The 18,533-nt window shown below is 36.6% G+C and carries 16 protein-coding genes and 3 pseudogenes; 7 read left to right on the top strand and 12 right to left on the bottom strand.

Features of this window, described 5'->3' with window-relative positions:
- Positions 1 to 475: 475 nt before the first annotated feature.
- From HNR31_RS14580 to HNR31_RS14560, 5 genes and pseudogenes are all read right to left on the bottom strand, one after another.
- Positions 476 to 1,810, bottom strand: coding sequence for a hemolysin family protein (locus HNR31_RS14580; protein ID WP_181556951.1), 1,335 nt, complete (start codon positions 1,808 to 1,810; stop codon positions 476 to 478).
- A gap of 63 nt (positions 1,811 to 1,873) precedes the next feature.
- Positions 1,874 to 2,563, bottom strand: coding sequence for a zinc metallopeptidase (locus tag HNR31_RS14575; RefSeq protein WP_181556950.1), 690 nt, complete (start codon positions 2,561 to 2,563; stop codon positions 1,874 to 1,876).
- 28 nt (positions 2,564 to 2,591) lie between these two features.
- Entirely contained in the window at positions 2,592 to 3,542 is a 951-nt protein-coding gene (locus HNR31_RS14570; protein ID WP_181556949.1) for a sporulation protein, read from the bottom strand.
- Positions 3,543 to 3,573: 31 nt separating this feature from the next.
- A complete protein-coding gene (locus HNR31_RS14565; protein ID WP_181556948.1) occupies positions 3,574 to 4,017 on the bottom strand; it encodes a MerR family transcriptional regulator in 444 nt (147 codons plus the stop codon).
- Positions 4,018 to 4,673: 656 nt separating this feature from the next.
- A pseudogene (locus HNR31_RS14560) lies at positions 4,674 to 5,170 on the bottom strand (LD-carboxypeptidase); the annotation flags it as partial.
- 248 nt (positions 5,171 to 5,418) lie between these two features.
- Between HNR31_RS14560 and HNR31_RS14555 the strand changes: the two are divergent.
- Positions 5,419 to 7,458 (top strand): molybdopterin oxidoreductase family protein, encoded by a 2,040-nt coding sequence (locus HNR31_RS14555; RefSeq protein ID WP_181556947.1) that lies wholly within the window; start codon positions 5,419 to 5,421, stop codon positions 7,456 to 7,458.
- Positions 7,459 to 7,580: 122 nt separating this feature from the next.
- On the opposite strand, the pseudogene HNR31_RS19425 reads toward HNR31_RS14555, so the two are convergent.
- Both HNR31_RS19425 and HNR31_RS14550 read right to left on the bottom strand, forming a co-directional pair.
- A pseudogene (locus tag HNR31_RS19425) lies at positions 7,581 to 7,772 on the bottom strand (LD-carboxypeptidase); the annotation flags it as partial.
- A gap of 25 nt (positions 7,773 to 7,797) precedes the next feature.
- Positions 7,798 to 8,673 carry a DMT family transporter gene (locus HNR31_RS14550; protein WP_181556946.1) on the bottom strand — a complete coding sequence of 292 codons (876 nt, stop codon included), beginning with the start codon at positions 8,671 to 8,673 and terminating at the stop codon, positions 7,798 to 7,800.
- 220 nt (positions 8,674 to 8,893) lie between these two features.
- Here HNR31_RS14550 and HNR31_RS14545 point away from each other — a divergent pair.
- Positions 8,894 to 10,290 (top strand): annotated as a pseudogene (locus HNR31_RS14545) (aminotransferase-like domain-containing protein).
- 195 nt (positions 10,291 to 10,485) lie between these two features.
- Positions 10,486 to 11,745 carry an MFS transporter gene (locus HNR31_RS14540; RefSeq protein ID WP_181556945.1) on the top strand — a complete coding sequence of 420 codons (1,260 nt, stop codon included), beginning with the start codon at positions 10,486 to 10,488 and terminating at the stop codon, positions 11,743 to 11,745.
- Between the two features lie 107 nt (positions 11,746 to 11,852).
- Here HNR31_RS14540 and HNR31_RS14535 read toward each other — a convergent pair whose 3' ends face one another.
- The 5 genes from HNR31_RS14535 to HNR31_RS14520 all read right to left on the bottom strand — a co-directional run bounded on the left by HNR31_RS14535 (position 11,853) and on the right by HNR31_RS14520 (position 15,869).
- Positions 11,853 to 12,560 carry a Type 1 glutamine amidotransferase-like domain-containing protein gene (locus HNR31_RS14535; protein ID WP_181556944.1) on the bottom strand — a complete coding sequence of 236 codons (708 nt, stop codon included), beginning with the start codon at positions 12,558 to 12,560 and terminating at the stop codon, positions 11,853 to 11,855.
- Positions 12,561 to 12,805: 245 nt separating this feature from the next.
- On the bottom strand, positions 12,806 to 13,327 hold the full coding sequence (locus tag HNR31_RS14530) for a hypothetical protein (protein ID WP_309505723.1): 522 nt from the start codon (positions 13,325 to 13,327) through the stop codon (positions 12,806 to 12,808).
- Positions 13,328 to 13,374: 47 nt separating this feature from the next.
- Positions 13,375 to 13,641 (bottom strand): hypothetical protein, encoded by a 267-nt coding sequence (locus HNR31_RS19170; RefSeq protein WP_306465166.1) that lies wholly within the window; start codon positions 13,639 to 13,641, stop codon positions 13,375 to 13,377.
- 245 nt (positions 13,642 to 13,886) lie between these two features.
- Positions 13,887 to 14,396 (bottom strand): FUSC family protein, encoded by a 510-nt coding sequence (locus HNR31_RS14525; protein WP_181556943.1) that lies wholly within the window; start codon positions 14,394 to 14,396, stop codon positions 13,887 to 13,889.
- Positions 14,397 to 14,441: 45 nt separating this feature from the next.
- Entirely contained in the window at positions 14,442 to 15,869 is a 1,428-nt protein-coding gene (locus tag HNR31_RS14520; RefSeq protein ID WP_181556942.1) for an NAD-dependent succinate-semialdehyde dehydrogenase, read from the bottom strand.
- A gap of 123 nt (positions 15,870 to 15,992) precedes the next feature.
- Between HNR31_RS14520 and HNR31_RS14515 the strand changes: the two genes are divergently transcribed.
- The 4 genes from HNR31_RS14515 to HNR31_RS14500 all read left to right on the top strand — a co-directional run bounded on the left by HNR31_RS14515 (position 15,993) and on the right by HNR31_RS14500 (position 18,532).
- Entirely contained in the window at positions 15,993 to 16,847 is an 855-nt protein-coding gene (locus HNR31_RS14515) for a LysR family transcriptional regulator (RefSeq protein ID WP_181556941.1), read from the top strand.
- A 443-nt stretch (positions 16,848 to 17,290) separates the two neighbouring features.
- The gene (locus tag HNR31_RS14510; RefSeq protein WP_181556940.1) at positions 17,291 to 17,452 is read left to right on the top strand and encodes a hypothetical protein; all 162 of its coding nucleotides are present in this window, start codon (positions 17,291 to 17,293) and stop codon (positions 17,450 to 17,452) included.
- Between the two features lie 417 nt (positions 17,453 to 17,869).
- Complete coding sequence (locus tag HNR31_RS14505) at positions 17,870 to 18,265, top strand: hypothetical protein (protein ID WP_181556939.1); 396 nt, start codon at positions 17,870 to 17,872, stop codon at positions 18,263 to 18,265.
- A gap of 12 nt (positions 18,266 to 18,277) precedes the next feature.
- Positions 18,278 to 18,532: a hypothetical protein gene (locus HNR31_RS14500; RefSeq protein ID WP_181556938.1), complete on the top strand. Its 255-nt coding sequence runs from the start codon at positions 18,278 to 18,280 to the stop codon at positions 18,530 to 18,532.
- The last annotated feature ends 1 nt before the right edge of the window (position 18,533 follow it).

Genomic DNA, 18,533 nt, shown 5'->3' with positions numbered 1-18,533 from the left:
GATAAAAATTTGTTGTTAAATTTGACCGGAAACTTGAAGTCGGGAAAACCTTACCATTGATTCTCATATAATTATAGAAGCATCTCCGTGAAATCAGAGATGCTTCTTAAAATTAAAATATCAAACACAAAAAACATCAAAAGAAGGATATTGGGCTTATTGTGCAACATCCCGTTAATTATAAGTATTTTCCTTTAAAATAACTGGTACGCTATTCAACAATATGGCCCGTTTGTTGAATAAAAAACTAAACGACTTTTTTATTTTTTAAATGACATTTTTATAATTTAAACAACTTTTTTATTACTCAACATCACTAACAAAATACTCCCCACTATAATTGCCTTTTTCAATAATTTCTTCTCTCCTCAGTTGTATTTTCTTTCCTGCCCTACATATAAAGAACTTGTCTTTTTCGCAAAAAATAAACGGCAGCCATCTATTGCTGCCGTCTTTCGTCACTTTATTCGCTGTGCTATTCTATTGTCGCTTCTTGTACAATAAGAGAAGGAGCCTTTACACGTTTTGTGATTTCAACTAATTGGACATGATGACCTTCCATTTTTAACACTTTAAATTCGTAATCGCCGTAGGAAAGAATGCCACCTTGTTGAATATCAAATTTTTCAGTTAAAATCCAGCCACCAATCGTATCAACATCCGTATCATCGATATCCGTTCCGAGTAAATCATTTACGTCTTCAATCAATACTTTTCCATCAACAATAGTGGTATGTTCGTTTACTTTGCGAATCATTGGAACCTCGTCTATATCAAACTCGTCTTGAATCTCACCGACAATTTCCTCTAATATATCCTCAACCGTCACAAGCCCTGCTGTTCCTCCGTATTCATCAACTAAGATTGCCATATGAACCCGTTCACGCTGCATCTTTACAAGTAAATCGTGAATAGGGATAGATTCGATTACTTGAATAATTGGACGAATATAATCGTCTAACTTTTTTTCAACTGCCTCTGGAGTTTGAATGCAATCTGTTAATATTTCCTTTATGTTCACCATGCCAACGATATGGTCTTTATCCCCATCTATAACAGGATAGCGCGTATATTTTTCTTGTTTTATAATTTCAAAATGGTCCACAATCGAATCATTTTTATCTAATGCGATAATTTCAGTACGGGGTACCATAATTTCTTTAGCGATCCGATTGTCAAACTCAAAAATATTGTTTACGTATTTATATTTTGACTGATTAATTTCTCCACTCTTATAACTTTCGGATAAAATCAGTCGCAATTCTTCCTCTGAATGAGCGATTTCATGTTCCGCTGCAGGTTTTAGCCCAAATAATCCGGTAACGACACGGGATGAGCTATTTAATGCCCAAATAAACGGATACATGATTTTGTAGAAAAAGATTAAAGGTCTTGAAAATAACAAAGTAATGGCTTCTGCTTTTTGAATTGCCAATGTTTTCGGAGCTAGCTCTCCAACGACCACATGCAAAAATGTAATTGTAGCAAATGCGATCACAAAAGAAAGGAAAGATGCTACAGACTCATTCAAATTCATTCGTTCAAATACCGGATGAAGTAAATGTTCTACGGTTGGTTCGCCAAGCCATCCAAGCCCTAATGAGGTAATAGTGATACCGAGCTGGCAAGCTGATAAATATTCATCCAAATTAGAAACGACCCGTTTTGCAGCTCTAGCGTTTCGATTTCCTTCAGATACCAGCTGATCAATACGTGTACTGCGTACTTTGACAATGGCAAATTCGGATGCAACAAAGAATGCCGTTAAAGCAATTAAAACACCAACCATCAGCAAATTAACTATCTCCAATTAAGCTCTCTAGCTGCATGCAAACAGCTAGAGACTCCACCTCCTGTTAATTTTAACTATACATTATTCTTCCTCATTATTCCCTTGAAAGAAAATCATAATAAACTTTATTAATTCTAACGCAGAGATTAATGCGGCAGCTACATAAGTTAATGCAGCAGCATTTAAGACTTTATTCACTCCACGTACTTCATCATTGAGGATAAATCCTTCAGCAAGAAGAAGTTTTTTGGCACGAGAACTTGCATTAAATTCTACCGGCAGCGTAACTAATTGAAATGCCACGGCTGCTGAGAAGAGAATAATGCCAAGCCCAATGAGTGAAGTTTGATGCAGCAAAAGCCCACCTAACAATAGAAATGGAGCAATTCCAGAAGAGAAATTTACTACTGGGAACATACGATGTCGCAAAACTAAAGCACCGTAGGACTGTTGATGTTGGATCGCATGGCCAACCTCATGGGCAGCTACCGATACAGCAGCGATAGAACGTCCGTAATAAACAGGTTCAGATAATCGAACGGTGCGTGACAATGGATCGTAATGGTCTGTTAATGCACCAGGTACTAATTCAACGGGAACATGATATAAACCGTTGGAATCCAGAATCTTTCTTGCTACCTCAGCTCCCGTGAGTGAAGAGTTAGCATGAACTTCCGCCCATTGATGAAAGGTTCCTTTTACTTTAAATTGTGCCCAAAGTGACAGTCCAAAGGCTAAAAAGATGAGAATATCCATTGGATGAAATAACATCACATTTCTCCCCTTTCAAGTATTAGTATTAAAATTCTTCATCTTCTTCGCCAAAGAAATCGTCAAAAACCCCTTCTTCTTCAGCTTCTTCATCAAAGCCTAATGCTTCCTCGATGGCGTCACCTACGAGTTCTTCCACTAACATTCCCGCAAACATTCCTGCAGCAAAACCGCCAATCGCTCCCATCAAGCCACTTCCGTGTCCATGCACATGAGGAGTATGGGAATAATGAGTCATGTAAGATGATGCTGCATATTGATACGGCTGATCGATCATTTCTTGAATTGTTTCGTGAAGTTTGTCAGCTAATATGTCTACATCTAATTCTGCATATGGGAAAAAGATTTCCCGTTTTAATTCTTTTTCTTGTATGCCAAAGACTCCTGCATATACGTCCACTTCAAGAAGCAGACGAACTCCTTCTTCTTCTAGCGATGCAAAAAACTCCACTTCTTGAACAGTCTCTTTAAATTGCTCAGTTGGAAACAGTTCAAATTCTTGGCCATACGGTTTTAGTGATCCTGAAGTTGCCTTTTCCCGGAAACCCAGCTTTTCAAAGGCAACGAAGATTTTTTCTAAAGGCAACGGTGGAAGAATTTGTACTGAATCTTCATCTAAATGATCGACACCGCCTGCAATATCAAGACGGGTAACAAACGTGTAATGAATACCGTGTCTTGACACTGACAGAGTTTTTGGCAATTCATATGCAAAAGGCAACACTTTCTTCTCGCCAGCTTGAATGACAAAGGCAGAAGCGACTGGAACCGTTGCCATTGTTTTTGTTTGTACTTGCCCGTTTTGGTTTAATGTTAACCGGAGTTCTATATCAATTTTGTTGATCTCCTGTTCTACGGTCCCTCCTTCAATGAGAAATTCACCACTAATCGTCTCTCCTAAGCGTACTTGAGAATGATGCAGCACAAGATTAATATTCGCAGAACCAATCCCAAGCTTTGATAAAAATTTCTTAAACACCCTTTTTCATCTCTCCTTAACATCTATTGATTTAAATAAAAGGATTTTCTCCAAGCAATATCGCTAATGCGTGTAACAACGCGTAACCTTGTTGGGTCAATGGTTTTGTCATCAACTTGATCTGCTGTTCATTGAATTGTTTAAGTAACGGTTTTAATTCCAATACTTCTTCTTGAATATGTTTCATTTCTTCTTGAAGGTGCTCAATTTTATCTACAATTTCATCTACAGAAACTTGTTGATTTTTTATAATCTGTAATCGTTCTTTGATTTCTTCAAGAGTTAAATGTTGCTTTTTTAATGCATTGATTAACCGCAAATGCTCGATACTCTCTTCGGGATAATAGCGATAATTTGTCTCGGAGCGAACAGGTTCCAGTAACCCTAATTGCGTATAATAATCAATCGTCCGTTTGGAAACGCCAGCTAAATCTGCAAGTTCACCAATTTTGAGGAACTTCCCAACGAAACTCACTCCCTGATATATTTTTAGAATATCAATTAAAATTATATTTTCGAAAAACCATACAGTCAAACGTTATACTGTTAATTTTTTAAAAATTAGTTCCAATCACTACATACGAATATATTCTGATTTTGGATTCATACAATGAAATAAAAAAACAAACCTTTAAGGCTAATAAAAACTAGCTCAATATTTTCAGGGCTCCTAAGCAAATGAGAATGCTTACTAAAATAACAGTCATATTAATTTCTTTACCATTTCTGTGTCATGGTTTCACGTGAAGTAACGAGGGGTGATCTAGAAATATTTGATCATAGAATTTATGAAAATAAGTGTCATATCTTAGGGTCTGGTGAAAGCGGCGCCGCTTATATTTTAATGACTTTTATAAACTAGAAAAGCAATATAAGGTTTTTCCTCATATCTCTTTACATATTTTTAATACTAGATCTGTTTAACTTTATTGTTGATTTTATATCAAATAACAAGCATATCAGATTTCTTTAGAGGTTCTTCTTGGAAGTGCAAAATCAATTTCCATTTAACTGGATAAAAATAATAAGGCTTGGTTCTAAGTAAGAATAATAGAACCAAGCCCTATTCTCTCTAATAGAACATTTATGCATTCACTATGCGTTTTGCAACACGTTCATGTTCATTTGATTTGTTTTCCAATATGTATCTTCTGTTAAATGAAAAACACATAGAGATGGGTTATCATGTTGCCATTTCTTTTGATATTTACTCGAAGAGCATTGGATAACTGAAGCCCTTGTTTCCGTTGATAAAACCGTTTGTCACATGGATGTTGTATCATCGGAGTATTCGCCTCTTAAATCTACTAGATTTGTTCCGTGAGCGGTGGTTATTTCTGTGTTTAAAGTAATTGCTAATAATAAAACGCTTGTATCCGAGTAACCTAATACCCATTTTTATTTATCTTTTCATCATCTCTATAAATTCATTTGCTCTCTTTTTGGCACTCGCAGACTTCGCTTTCTCTTGTGTCCAAACTGTTTCCCCACAAACCACTTTATATCCTTTTCTTTTCATGCTTTCACAGGCTCGTTTAAACATATGATGTAATTCTATCTTTACACCAGAGGAAGGTGCTGTTACACCAATCATTGCCCCCTTTTTTTAAAAACGGATATTTTATCATATACATTCTCCTGTTCTTTCCTATCTGCCTAGAATTTATTTTAGTTTATCTGTCTCGTTATTCACCTCGTTCTTAGAGGCTTAATGGAACCCAAAAATTCATCTGAAGCTCTTTATGACCTTCATAACCTTGTTCCTTTGGTTTAGAACTAACTATATATCATTATTGCCTTACTTTTCGAATTATTTTATCATATTAACCATCTAAATGAATAACAAGGATGAACCTGATAATGAAAGGAGAAAAATATGTACTCATTTGTGCATCAGCCAACAGGTATATTTCCATCCGTTTGTTCTCTGGATTGCCCCGATCAATGCGGGTTACTAGTACATAAGCAAGATGGAAAAATTGTAAAAATACAAGGAGATCCGGATCACCCTGTGACCAAAGGAAATATATGCAATAAAGTACGGAATATGACCGAACGAATTTACGATCCAAAACGCTTGAAATATCCAATGAAACGTACGGGAGCTAAAGGTGAAGGGAAATTTGAGCGGATAAGCTGGGACGAAGCGATTGAAAAAATTACTGCCAAATGGAAAGAGCTGATCGAAACAGAAGGACCTGAAAGTATTCTTCCGTATAGCTTTTATGGCAACATGGGAAGACTTAGCGCCGAAGGAATGGACCGACGGTTTTTCCACCGGTTGGGCGCTTCCCTGCTGGATCGGACAATTTGTTCGTCAGCTGGGTCGGAAGGTCTTAAATATACAATGGGAGGCGGCTTTGGAACAGACCCGGAAGATACGATTCATTCAAAATTAATCATCTTCTGGGGAATCAATGCTGTAAGCACCAACATGCATCAAATTGTCCTTGCCCAAAAAGCCCGAAAAAATGGTGCGAAGATCATCTGTATTGATGTTCATAAAAATCAAACCGGCCAGTTCGCAGATTGGTTCATTCCAATATTGCCGGGTACCGATGCTGCTCTCGCTTTGGGCATGATGCATATTTTGTTTGCCGAAAACATGGTAGACAATGATTTTTTAGAGAAATATACAGTCGGACATGAAGAGCTGCGTGAGCACGTTGTCCAGTATGATCCTGTCACTGTTTCCGGAATTACAGGTGTTCCTGTTGAAGACATTTATAAACTTGCCAGATTGTATGGGCAAACCACACCTTCCTTTATTCGAATCGGCAACGGTCTTCAGCATCACGACAATGGGGGCATGTGTGTCCGGACCATTGCTTGCCTTCCTGCCCTGACCGGACAATGGCTTGTAAAAGGCGGCGGAGCCATCAAGTCAAATAGCGGGTATTTGACCCTTAATAAAATGAGCTTGCAACGCCCGGATTTGTTGCAAAATAAACATACACGAGTCATAAACATGAATCTGCTCGGCCAGGCATTATTGGAATTAGACCCACCGATAAAATCCTTATTCGTGTACGGCACAAACCCTGCGGTTGTTGCACCGGACAGCAATAAAGTAAGAAAAGGATTGGCAAGGGAAGATCTCTTTGTCGTTGTGCATGACTTATTTTTAACAGAAACAGCAAAATACGCAGATATTGTACTTCCTGCCACATCTTCATTCGAAAATACGGATCTTTATACATCATACTGGCACCACTATGTTCAAATTCAGCAGCCAGTTATTGAACGATATGGAGAGTCCAAATCAAATGTCGAAGTGTTCCAATTGCTTGCGAAAAACATGGGCTTTGAGGATCCGTGTTTATATGAGACAGAAGAAGAAATGATTTCACAAGCCTTGGATAACCCAAACAATCCTTACCTGAAAGGAATCGATTATGAAACATTGGTTGAAAAGCAGTATATAAAAGCAAATGTAAAACCATTGCTGCCAGGAAAACTGCTAACACCTAGCGGAAAAATTGAACTTTATTCAAAAAAAATAGAACAAGATGGCTACCCTCCTTTACCAACCTATACGCCTATTGTTAACGATGGAGACTTTCCGTTTTTGTTTGTGCCCGGTCCCAACCACAATTTCTTAAACACAACCTTTTCAAACATTGAAAAACATATCTCTCTTGAAAAAGAGCCTTGCTTGCATATGAATATTAAAGATGCTTTATCGAAAGGGATTCAGGATGGAGATAAAGTCCGAGTGTGGAACCATCGCGGAGAATGCATTTTGAAAGTTTCTGTCGGAGAAAATGTACTTCCAAGTGTCGTTGTCACGCAAGGGCTATGGGCAGATTCCCCAGGCCTGAAACATCTGGTAAACTCACTTACCCCAGATCGAGTAGCCGATATGGGCGGTGGAGCAACTTTCTTTTCTGGTCGCGTAGATGTGGAGAAACTTTAAAAATGTTTATGGAGGGCCTTATTGGAACGAAAATGTGGACCGGGACGTCCCTCCTTTTTCACCACCGAACAACAAAACAAGCTCAAATTTGAATTGGTTTTCCAATATGTATCTTTCTGTTAATAAAAAGCATATGGAGATGGATGATCATGTTGCCATTTCTTTTCATATTTACTCGAAGAATATCGGGTAACTGAAGCCCCGTTCGCCACATGGCTGTCATATCATCGAATTGTTCCATGAACGGTGGCTATTCCTGTATTTAAAGTAATTGCTAGTAATAGAACACTTGCGGGCAAACCTAATCCCCATTTCTTGTTGGTTCATAGAATAAATCTATTATCTGCCAACATTCCATCCGCTTGAGAGCAAAATTCCCAATAGTGTGATCACTCCACCTATTAGAGAGAGAATAGTTGGTATCTCACCAAGCCATATCCACGCAATGACAAATGCAACAGTTGGTGTTAGATAAAGTGAAGTTGTTGCCTCCGAACTTCCCACACGTGATGTTATGTAAGCTAAAGCAAAATAAGGAAGTACCGTTGGAAAAAGACCTAAGTATACAACACTAAGAGTCACTTCCATTGGAGCTTTTATCATTGCTTCGCCAAGTCCTGGAAGAAAGACAAGCATAAAAAAGGTGCCTGCCCATATGGTATAGGTAGTAAACTCAAGAAATCGATATTTTTTCAAATAAAACTTTTGAAACACGAAATATAAACTCTCTGAAAAAGATGCTAGAAGAATCAGTAAAGCTCCACTATTTAATTGTAGTTGATCTCCTGTCCCTAGAGAAATTAGTGTTACTCCAGAGAAACTGATGATCGCTCCTATCCAGCCGCATATTCCTAACCCTTCGCGGAAAAATATAAGAGCCAGAGGTGCTGTGAAAATGGGAGTTGTCGATACAATAAGGCTTGCAGCTCCTGCACTAACCGTTTTCTCTCCAATGTTTAAAGCTGTATGATAAACTGCGAAACCTAAAAAACCTAACAATAGAATAGAAGGAATATCCTTTAAATCTGGCAAACGCATACGAATGATAAATGCAAAAACAATAAGCGCTGCTGATCCAACAAGTAAGCGTAAAAGGGAAAGGTGTGCAGGAGTGTAAGCTTCTAACCCCACTCTAATTCCCGCAAAAGCTGAACCCCAAAGAAAAATAATAAGTCCATGCGCACCTATAACACTTAAGTCGAGCGGTTTTTTCATTTCTTCACCTCCTTTATGGAGATTTATAGAAAACCAACCAATATTCTTTTCTGCTTCTTATTTCTTGTTATCTTAATCGATGCTTGGTAAAATGTCTTCAACCAGTTGGACAGTTATTAACCCAACCACTTTAGCCCGAAAAAAGAATATGAAGGAGGTGTTTTTCATGGACAAAATCGAGCAGAAACCAAATAAATGATCTCCTAAATATAAACAAATTATGGATTTTATCAAAGAAAAGATTGCAAACGGGGAATGGCCTATCGGAACCAAAATTCCAAGCCAACGAAAATTAGCTGATATGTTTGGAGTGAACCGGAGCACTGTCATCATTGCTTTAGAGGAATTAATGGCGGACGGAACGATTGAGGGAAAATGGGAAAGGGCACATTTGTTGTCAATAATACATGGACGTTACTAGCGACAAATCTGTCACCTGCTTGGAACGATTATATCCAATCAGGAATACAAAAACCGAGCCAAGCGACAGTTCAGGAGATCAACGAAGCTGAATCAAATACAAATCTTATCCAACTTAGTAAAGGGGAACTTTCCACGGAGATTTTTCCTATAGACACAATGAAGCTTATCATGCGAAGAGTATCGGAAAAAATGGAACCTTTTGGATATGAAGACCCGAAGGGATTTCTCCCTTTACGTCAATCATTGAGTAGCTATTTAAGAGCGAATGGCATTCATGCTTCTCCTTCGTCAATTTTAATTGTTTCCGGGGCATTACAGGCTTTGCAATTGATTTCGGTTGGCCTTTTGCCCAGAGGCTCAACCGTCTTACTTGAAAAACCTTCATACCTTTACTCGCTGCGTGTGTTTCAATCTGTTGGCATGAAGCTTATAGGTCTACCAATAGATGAATACGGTCTTTTACCAAATTCTCTTTCCTTATCATCAAAGAAATTGCGAGGTAGAGCGATTTTATATACCATTCCTTGTTTTCATAATCCAGCGGGGATTTTAATGTCAGAAAAAAGACGCCAAGAGATTCTTCATGGATGCGAAAAAGAACAACTTCCGATCATTGAAGATGATATTTATCGGGAGTTATGGATCGATGAACTCCCACCACCTCCTTTAAAAGCAATGGATAGACATGGACACGTATTGTATCTTGGCAGTTTATCCAAAACCTTAAGCCCAGGTCTAAGAATCGGTTGGATTGTCGGTCCGGAACCTGTCATTAAAAGATTGGCTGATATTAAAATGCAAACCGACTACGGTTCTAGTTCATTATCCCAAAGAGTCGCTGCTGAATGGTTAGCAAGTGGCTTATATCAACAGCATCTTGAGTCTGTCAGAGAGTTGCTTAAAATACGACGAGCAGTAGCATTAGAAGCATTAGAAACTTATTTAAGCGACATAGCCACGTGGGATATACCAAAAGGAGGATTTTTTATTTGGTTGAAAATACTACCTAAACTATCAATGAGAGACTTTTACGTAAAGGCATTATCTAAAGGTATACTTCTTAATCCAGGGAATATTTATGCTCAAGAGGCGAACCGTTATCTTCGCTTGTCCTTTGCTTATGCCACATTAAAAGATCTTAAAAATGGAATCTATCAAATTAATCAAATCATTCGTGAACTGGCAAAAGGGTAAGAAAAAAGTACTCAAATCAGGAATAGTTTTTGTTGGACCATTTTTAAGTACCGATTCAAATAATTATAGGATTTTTACTCTTATTGCTGTCTATGACAGCTACGCTGTTGTTAGGCCTGCTTAATGGTGATATATTAATAAATTCACGACTAAAAAGATCTTTGACCATTGCTGTACAAAAGGAGGAACTTTTAAATGAGGTTAAAACATCGATTTAAAATTTGGAAAAATCATTTTCTTCTTCTATTTGGAATTGGAGTTTCTAATGTAGGTGACTGGATTTATTTAATCTCACTAAATTTAATTGTGCTTGATATGACAGGATCACCCCTTGCCGTATCTGCCCTTTATATCCTCAAACCTTTGGCTGCATTATTTACAAATGCTTGGGCTGGCAGTGTCATAGACCGGTTAAATAAACGTAATCTCATGATTATATTAGATATCATACGAGCTATACTTATCGCCTCGTTACCTTTCTTTTCTTCGATTTGGTCTATGTATGTAGTTGTCTTTTTAATAAATATGGCAAGTTCTATGTTTATCCCAACATCTATGACTTATATTACGAAATTAACTCCCTCTGAACAAAGAAAACGTTTTAACTCTCTTCGGAGTTTAATTGAATCTGGGGGTTTTCTGATTGGTCCAGCTATTGCCGGTATACTATTTTTAATAGGTACGCCAATATTGGCAATCTATATGAATGCATTAGCCTTATTTTTGTCAGGATTTGTTACCTTATTATTGCCTAACCTTGAAAAACAAACCTTTACTAAAACGATGGATGAAAAAATATCTTTGGAACTTTTGAAAAATGATTGGAAAATAGTTATAAAATTTAGTCATCGGTATTTTTATATTACATTGATCTATTTTTTATTTAGTTGTATGATGGTCATGGCAACTGCTGTAGATTCGCTTGAAGCTGCTTTTGCCAAAAAGGTACTTTCCTTATCAGATAGTGAATACGGGTTTCTGGTAAGTATAGCTGGTGTAGGTATTGTCGTTGGGGCTATTGTAAACACGATTTTTGCAAAAAAATTAGCTACTTCTTTATTAATTGGTTTAGGCTCTTTAAATGTTTCCGTTGGCTATATCATCTATGCATTTTCAAACTCCTTTTTTATAGCGGCTTTAGGGTTCTTCATTCTTTCCTTTTCTCTCTCTTTTGCAAATACAGGATTTCATACATTTTATCAAAACAATATACCTGTTGAAGTAATGGGGAGAGTAGGCAGCATATATGGGTTAATTAAAGCTTTTTTAATAATTATTACAACCGTTATTTTTGGAATTATGTCTCAATTCATTTCAATTAAGTTTATTGTGATAACAGGAACATTAATAATGTTATTGATAACAATGATGCTATGTCTATTCAGCTTACAACCATCGAAGAAAAAATACTATCTAACAATGACAGCAGATTCCACAGAAATAAATAATATATAATATAAAAATCGCTTCTTTATCTTCATTAAAGAGAAGCGATTTTTTATGTAAAAACTCTATAATAATTGTTGGGGCCTAAGCATAATATTTAAGTTCTTCTTAGAGGTTTAATAGGAACCCAAAAAATTCGTCTGAAGCTCTTCCTCTATCACCTTCATCACCTTGTTATCCAAATAAACTTTATAAGCCTTTGCCTTTGGTCTAGAACTAACTATATTACTTATGTTTTGTTCAATATAATGGATGGCAACTCCATCATCTGCTGCAATACCAGCTTGTATGGCTCCAGAATAAATTAGTTTATGATATGAATGCCTTATGTCTAACTCTCCATCATAATGCGGACAATGACTGCCTTTTAGAAAGCCTAAGCATTTCATTGGTTCTAATTCCTCTCCAAATGAATCTGTGACGCCTTCCTCGAACCAACATATAGAACCAGCACTAATGCCGGCTAAAACAATCCCTTGGTTCCAAGCTTTTCTTAAAATATCATCTAACCCCCACTCTTTCCATAAAACTAATAAGTTTCTTGTATTTCCCCCACCGACATATATAATATCCTTCTCCAGTATAAACCCCTCTAAATCTCTTGTTGGCGGTTTAAATAAAGATAAATGAGAAGGTTTGCAATTTTGTTTATTAAAGAAGTTATAATACCTTGATATATAATGATCTGAATCCCCGCTGGCAGTGGGGATAAAACAAATCTTTGGAGTAGTTTTTTTTGTTTGTTTCAATATGTACCAATCCAATAACGGGTTATCCGGTTCCATTGAGAACCCTCCGCCGCCTAGAGCAATGATTTGTCGCATCTTATTCCTTCCTTTCTAAAAAGAACTATTTTCCACACCGATAATTTCTACAAATTAAAATCAAATCCTTTTTCAACTAACCTTCCCTATTAGCCACCCATGTCGCATTTCACAGCACCACAGATTATGCAAAAATTTCTTTCATGGGGGACAACCATACCGCAATTATGGGGCATCAGCAAATAATGAAAATACAAATTTTCGGGATAGTTAAAAACACCCGCACTTTTTGCGGGTGTTTCTGCTCAAATAACCATATCAATAATTCCATTAACCCACTCAGGGCTTTCTTCGATCCCGAGCTTATGACAAAGATTGTTATGGCCCCTTTTAAATTCTGGAACTATCCTTTTCATCACATTCATCATTTCAAGGGGATTTCTACCACATTCCCAACTTTCAAGGAGGGATCGTTGCCAGGCTTCTAGTTTACTCCTTTCACCTTCGTATTTTGCCCAATCACCAAACGTATTTGGTTGGATGCCTACTTCCATATACCAAGCTGTTGCCATTGATAAACGTAAGCTGTCAATACATTTCAAAGCATAATAATACTCTTTTCTCATTACTCTGCGATAAGCTTCATGAAAATACGCAAAAAACTTTGTTCTCCAAAGCTCGAATTCTTCCATCGTTGGTTCATAGGACAAAGCCATTGATTGATCTAAAATATCTGCCAATATTCCATTCGTATCTTTTATAATTTTGATATTTTTCATCCATACAGAAGGCTGAATGTCTTCAGGTTTATAATAAAATGTATCCACTTTAACGAAACAATCATAGTGAGCGATGGAATAAGTTACAAACGGACCTAAATCCTCAAAATAAAGAACATTTCCCCATTTTTTAGGCCGATTTTTTTGTTCGAGATAAATTCTTGAAATTTTTCAGGTAATACAACGATGCGGAGGTCAATGTCGGAATATAAATCCATATTTTCATTTCCGATTGAACCGCCATAAAAAGCCGCTAATACATCATCGTCATTGAACAAATCTTTTTCAATTGCAGTCATTAACTCTTGACGGTGCATCGGAATTTCTAAATCTCTTTCTTTGTGTCTAGTTACAAATCCCACACATTGAATGACAACTCCTCGTAAAATATATTTTTAGAATATAAATCCATATTGATTTTATATATTAGATATTTAAACATTTGATTCCTTTTTTATGTCCAGACAAATAAAAGCACATGCGCTAATATTTACTAACTCAATTATTATCCATCACTTTATATTTACGTGGCTTTAGAGATTAGATTTTTATTTAGCCGTTCTTGAACCAACGCCTCCTGTTAATGGAATATTATACCAAACCAAGATCAAGGGGTATCATAATTACCAGCTCTCCTGTGAGGTGGAAAAATAGTAACAAAAATGGCAACGACTGATCCTATGACTGTCTCAATTATACGTGCCCATTCATAACCTCCTGAATGTAAAAAAGCCAAAACCATTACGACAGTTACACCTATTTGTGTGATACTATCTTGATGAAGTTTAAGAGTTTTCGCAATTGCCATCCCTACAAAAATACTCAAAAAGACTGCTATTCCTGACGGTATGATCCACTGAGAAATAAACAGACTGCATGCCACTCCGCCTGCAACCCCTAAAAAACGGTTAATCGCTTTGGTTACAGCCTTTTTAAAAGTTGTATCAGTAATTAAAACTGCTGTTAACGGAGCAATAAAAGGATAGAAATGGGGAGTAATTAAAGTCGCTAGCCACCATGAAATTCCTGCTGCTAGCGATATTTTAAAAGTCTGTAAAGTGATTCCTACACGATTTAATTCTCTACTAAGATGCTTTATAAATACTTTGGTGTTCATAGGTCTTTCCCCGTTATTATCCTTTTTGTTATTATTAGAGGTAAATTATTTCAATCCGAGTGAAATATACTTAATTTCGAGATAGTCTTCAATTCCATAGCGGCTACCTTCACGGCCCACCCCACTCTCTTTAAATCCACCGAATGGTGCTTGGGCAGCCGAAGGAGAACCATCATTTAAACCTATAATTCCATATTCTAATGCCTCTGTTATATAAACTGCCTCTTTCATATTCTCTGTAAATACGTATGCAGCCAATCCATAAGGACTATTATTAGCACGTTCAATAGCTTCTTCTACTGTTTTAAATGTTGCGATAGGAGCAAGCGGCCCAAATGTTTCCTCATACATGCAGTACATATCGTCAGTAGCATTCATAATAACAGTTGGTTCCATAAAAAAGCCTTCTTCTTCTTTTATGGAGTTACCTCCTACAAGGATTTTAGCCCCTTTTTGCTTTGCGTCTTCAATTTGTGCCTGTACTTTACGAACTGCTGCCTCGTTAATGAGTGGACCTATATCTACGCCCTCTTCAAATCCATTACCTACTTTCAATTTTGCCACTTTTTCTGCTAGTTTTTTAGAAAATTCTTCAGCAATCCCTTCTTCTACAAAAATACGGTTTGCACATATACATGTTTGGCCTGCATTTCTAAATTTAGAAGCTATAACGCCCTCTACGGCTTTCTCTATATCTGCATTAGCTGTCACAATGAACGGAGCATGCCCTCCTAATTCGAGAGATAACTTTTTCACAGTGTCAGCAGCCCCGCGCATTAAAATTTTCCCTACGCGTGTAGAACCGGTAAAAGTGAGCTTGCGCACACGTTCATCCTTTTGCCATACATCTACAATCGGTTCAGCATCACCTGTTACAATATTAATGACCCCTTTTGGAATCCCGGCTTGTTCAGCGAGTTCCGCCAGTTTCAAAGCAGTGAAAGGCGTCTGTTCAGATGGTTTCAAAACGGTTGTACAACCAGCAGCAAGAGCTGGGGCAATTTTTCGTGTAATCATAGCTGCTGGAAAATTCCATGGAGTGATGGCTGCAATAACACCTATAGGCTGTTTTTTTACTATAATACGTTTATTAGGAGAGGATGCCGGAATAGTTTCTCCATAAATTCGTTTTCCTTCTTCAGCAAACCAAGAGATATAGCTATTCGCATAGAAAATCTCTTCTTTTGCTTCGGAAAGAGGTTTTCCTTGTTCAGTGGTGATGATTTCCGCCAGTTCATCCGTATGTTCTTCAATTAAGGAATACCATTTTAATAGAAGTTTACTACGCTCTTCGGCAGTCTTTTTAGACCACTCCTTAAAAGCAGAATATGCCGCATCTACTGCCATTTTCGCTTCTTTCTTGCCGCCGTTTGGAATAGTTCCGATGATCTCCTTTGTAGCTGGATTGATGACATCAATGGTTTCTTTTGCATCAATCCACTGGCCATTCACATACATTCTGTTTGGATACATAAGATTGTCCCCCTTAGATACACTGCTGTTGTTTTGAACTCATCCACAGACTATCATGATTTTTGCATTAGGAGTACTTCCTTTATATACTATGGGTATAACAAAAAGTTATGAGGGATAAAAATGAGAACAGAGTGGCTAGAGGCTTTCTTGGTAACAGCGAAGACAAAAAGCTTAACAAAAGCTAGTGAGCAGCTTCATATGACACAGCCAGCATTAAGCAAACAAATTAGAAAATTAGAAGAAGATCTAGGAGCAACTTTATTTACACGTTCTGCAAAAGGAGTAGAATTAACAGAAGCTGGGGATATTTTATTTAGAGAAATTGAACCTGTTTTACATAAAATTCGTTCTATACAGAGAAAAATTCTATCTACACAAGAAACATCAGAAATTAAAATTGGAACGTGGCCAAGTATTGCCAGCTTTTATCTCCCATATAAATTAGCTACCGCTAAGGAACACAACCGGGAAGTGAGTATTAAAATTTCTTATAGCTTTTATGATATTTTAAATAACCTGCATACTGGAGACATCGATGCTGCGCTATTAGATGATCGAGAAATTCAACATTCATACTGGTCTAAGCCTCTTTTTAAAGAACCTTTTTATTTGTTTGTCAATCATCTTCATCCACTGGCTAGGCATGAAGATATAATTTATTTTAAGGATTTCAAAGATGAACCTCTTGTTGTTCTCCCTTCTTCATGCGATGTTCGCATGTTAATAGAAGAAGCATATAGACTTCATCATTCTCAACCGAATATTTCTTTTGAAATTGACTTTGGCCAAAGTATTATTGGGTTTATTTCAGCAAATTTAGGCATATCTATTCTTCCGGAAATTTTCACCTATAATATAGATCGATCCATTATTAAGGTTCTTCCGATTGCAGATTTCAACATAAAGAGACAGATCTCACTTATCGCCCGAAATCCGGATATAGGAAAATTGTTATTTACCTTATTTTTTAATTAATAATCTTTTATGAAAGTATCGATCATCTATAAACTGGGGCTTACTTTAAATTTTTATATGCCATTGAATTCTTTTACTCTCAAAAAATTTTTAAAATCACACCTGCTGATATTTCTTCATGGGTTAGCCATCTTGAATGGCTATTTTCGATAATAAATCTTAACTGTACATAATGTTTCAGGCAGCGATCCGAGATTATTTTATCAATGTTAATTATTTTCAATCTGCTAATTCATTTTTTGAATGTTTAACATCAGGACTAACAGGAAAACCAAGAACAATAGATTGTTAGATGTCCACAAAAATAATATGATTTCACGAATAAAATTTTGGAATTTTGAATTGTTGCTGAAGGGATCTAAAAGTCTCTAATATCTAACATATTATGTGCAGGAAAGGTTAGTTAGCTACATATGTTTTAATTAAAAGGGGGTGATTGAATAATGAAGCAGAAAAAATGGGGAGCTGGAGGATTAGTGTTTGTTGGCTGCATGTTTCTTGGTGGAGGATTGGGAGCTTGGTTAGGAAGTCCCCAAATCGGATGGCTCATAGGAATGGGTGTTGGATTTCTTGGGATGGCTTTAACGAGGCTTATGGGCAAATAATAAAAATCAAACACGGTTCTTCTCTTAGATAAAGCAATATGCATGAAGTAATGAATTTACTTATATACTAGCCCTGTAACCTGTAATAATTGTACTCATACAAAGTCACTCTCTAAAAAGAAGTGGCTCTTTTTTATTTTTAGTCACTTTTTACATCCAACGATTTATTTGGTGTTGAGATTATTTTTATGATAGAACTTCTTGTTCATCAAACAAAAAAGCCCATCACCAAAATGGGCGCAGCTTGATTTTCTCTTCTAGTTTTCGCTAAAATATGATAGAGTTTCTGACCTTTTATTCATTCAGCAAAATATATCGATAAAAGAATAGGCACATATAGGTAACTATTTTCCTACCCTAAAAGGGTGAAATTCGTATTCCTTTCCAAAGAAAATGATTCGAGGGGTTGGAATAAGGATGAAAAGAACACTTTGGAGCTTATTACTATTTTTATTAGTATTCATACTTACTATTGGTTGTAGCTCTAAAACATACGAAGAAAATTTTAGTAAAGGTATTGGTGATTTTAAAAATGCTAATTTTGCATCAGAAAAGCTTCTAAGAAGTCATTATATTAAACATGTAGTTAAACAAAAGGAATTTGGCAATATAACAATGGATGAATACTTAGAAAGAGCAAGGAATCTAATTAACTCAAAACCAGGTGGGAATATCTTAACAAAAACTCGTTCAAACGGAGATATACTGTTCTATAATAAATCGACTAATGAGTTTGCTGTAGTTACAAAAGATGGTGTTATAAGGACTTATTTCAAACCTAAAGAAGGAATTAAGTATTTTAAGAAGCAATAGGAGATGATAAAAATGAAAAATATCTGTCCGGTTTGTGGTTATGATGGGTTAGAAGAAATGCCTTATGATCATGATGGTAATCCTTCTTATGAAATATGTGATTGTTGCGGTTTTGAATTTGGATTTGATGATGACAGTGAAGGACTTTCATTTGAGGAATACCGTAAAAAATGGATTGAAGATGGAGGAAAATGGTTCAATCCAGATATGAAACCTAAAGGGTGGGATATTAAACGGCAACTATTAAACATTAATGTTCAGTTATAGA

Origin of the sequence: Thermaerobacillus caldiproteolyticus (genome assembly GCF_013761245.1) — a bacterium.
Classification (GTDB): domain Bacteria; phylum Bacillota; class Bacilli; order Bacillales; family Anoxybacillaceae; genus Thermaerobacillus; species Thermaerobacillus caldiproteolyticus.
Note: the sequence above shows the minus strand (reverse complement) of the source record. Positions and strands in the feature narration are given on the sequence as shown.

Coding starts and splice junctions, on each gene's coding strand:
- HNR31_RS14500 (WP_181556938.1), top strand. CDS start 18,278: ATGAAAAATATCTGTCCGGTTTGTGGTTATGATGGGTTAGAAGAAATG.
- HNR31_RS14575 (WP_181556950.1), bottom strand. CDS start 2,563: ATGTTATTTCATCCAATGGATATTCTCATCTTTTTAGCCTTTGGACTG.
- HNR31_RS14520 (WP_181556942.1), bottom strand. CDS start 15,869: ATGTATCCAAACAGAATGTATGTGAATGGCCAGTGGATTGATGCAAAA.
- HNR31_RS14540 (WP_181556945.1), top strand. CDS start 10,486: ATGAGGTTAAAACATCGATTTAAAATTTGGAAAAATCATTTTCTTCTT.
- HNR31_RS14525 (WP_181556943.1), bottom strand. CDS start 14,396: ATGAACACCAAAGTATTTATAAAGCATCTTAGTAGAGAATTAAATCGT.
- HNR31_RS14535 (WP_181556944.1), bottom strand. CDS start 12,560: ATGCGACAAATCATTGCTCTAGGCGGCGGAGGGTTCTCAATGGAACCG.
- HNR31_RS14505 (WP_181556939.1), top strand. CDS start 17,870: ATGAAAAGAACACTTTGGAGCTTATTACTATTTTTATTAGTATTCATA.
- HNR31_RS14550 (WP_181556946.1), bottom strand. CDS start 8,673: ATGAAAAAACCGCTCGACTTAAGTGTTATAGGTGCGCATGGACTTATT.
- HNR31_RS14510 (WP_181556940.1), top strand. CDS start 17,291: ATGAAGCAGAAAAAATGGGGAGCTGGAGGATTAGTGTTTGTTGGCTGC.
- HNR31_RS14515 (WP_181556941.1), top strand. CDS start 15,993: ATGAGAACAGAGTGGCTAGAGGCTTTCTTGGTAACAGCGAAGACAAAA.
- HNR31_RS14555 (WP_181556947.1), top strand. CDS start 5,419: ATGTACTCATTTGTGCATCAGCCAACAGGTATATTTCCATCCGTTTGT.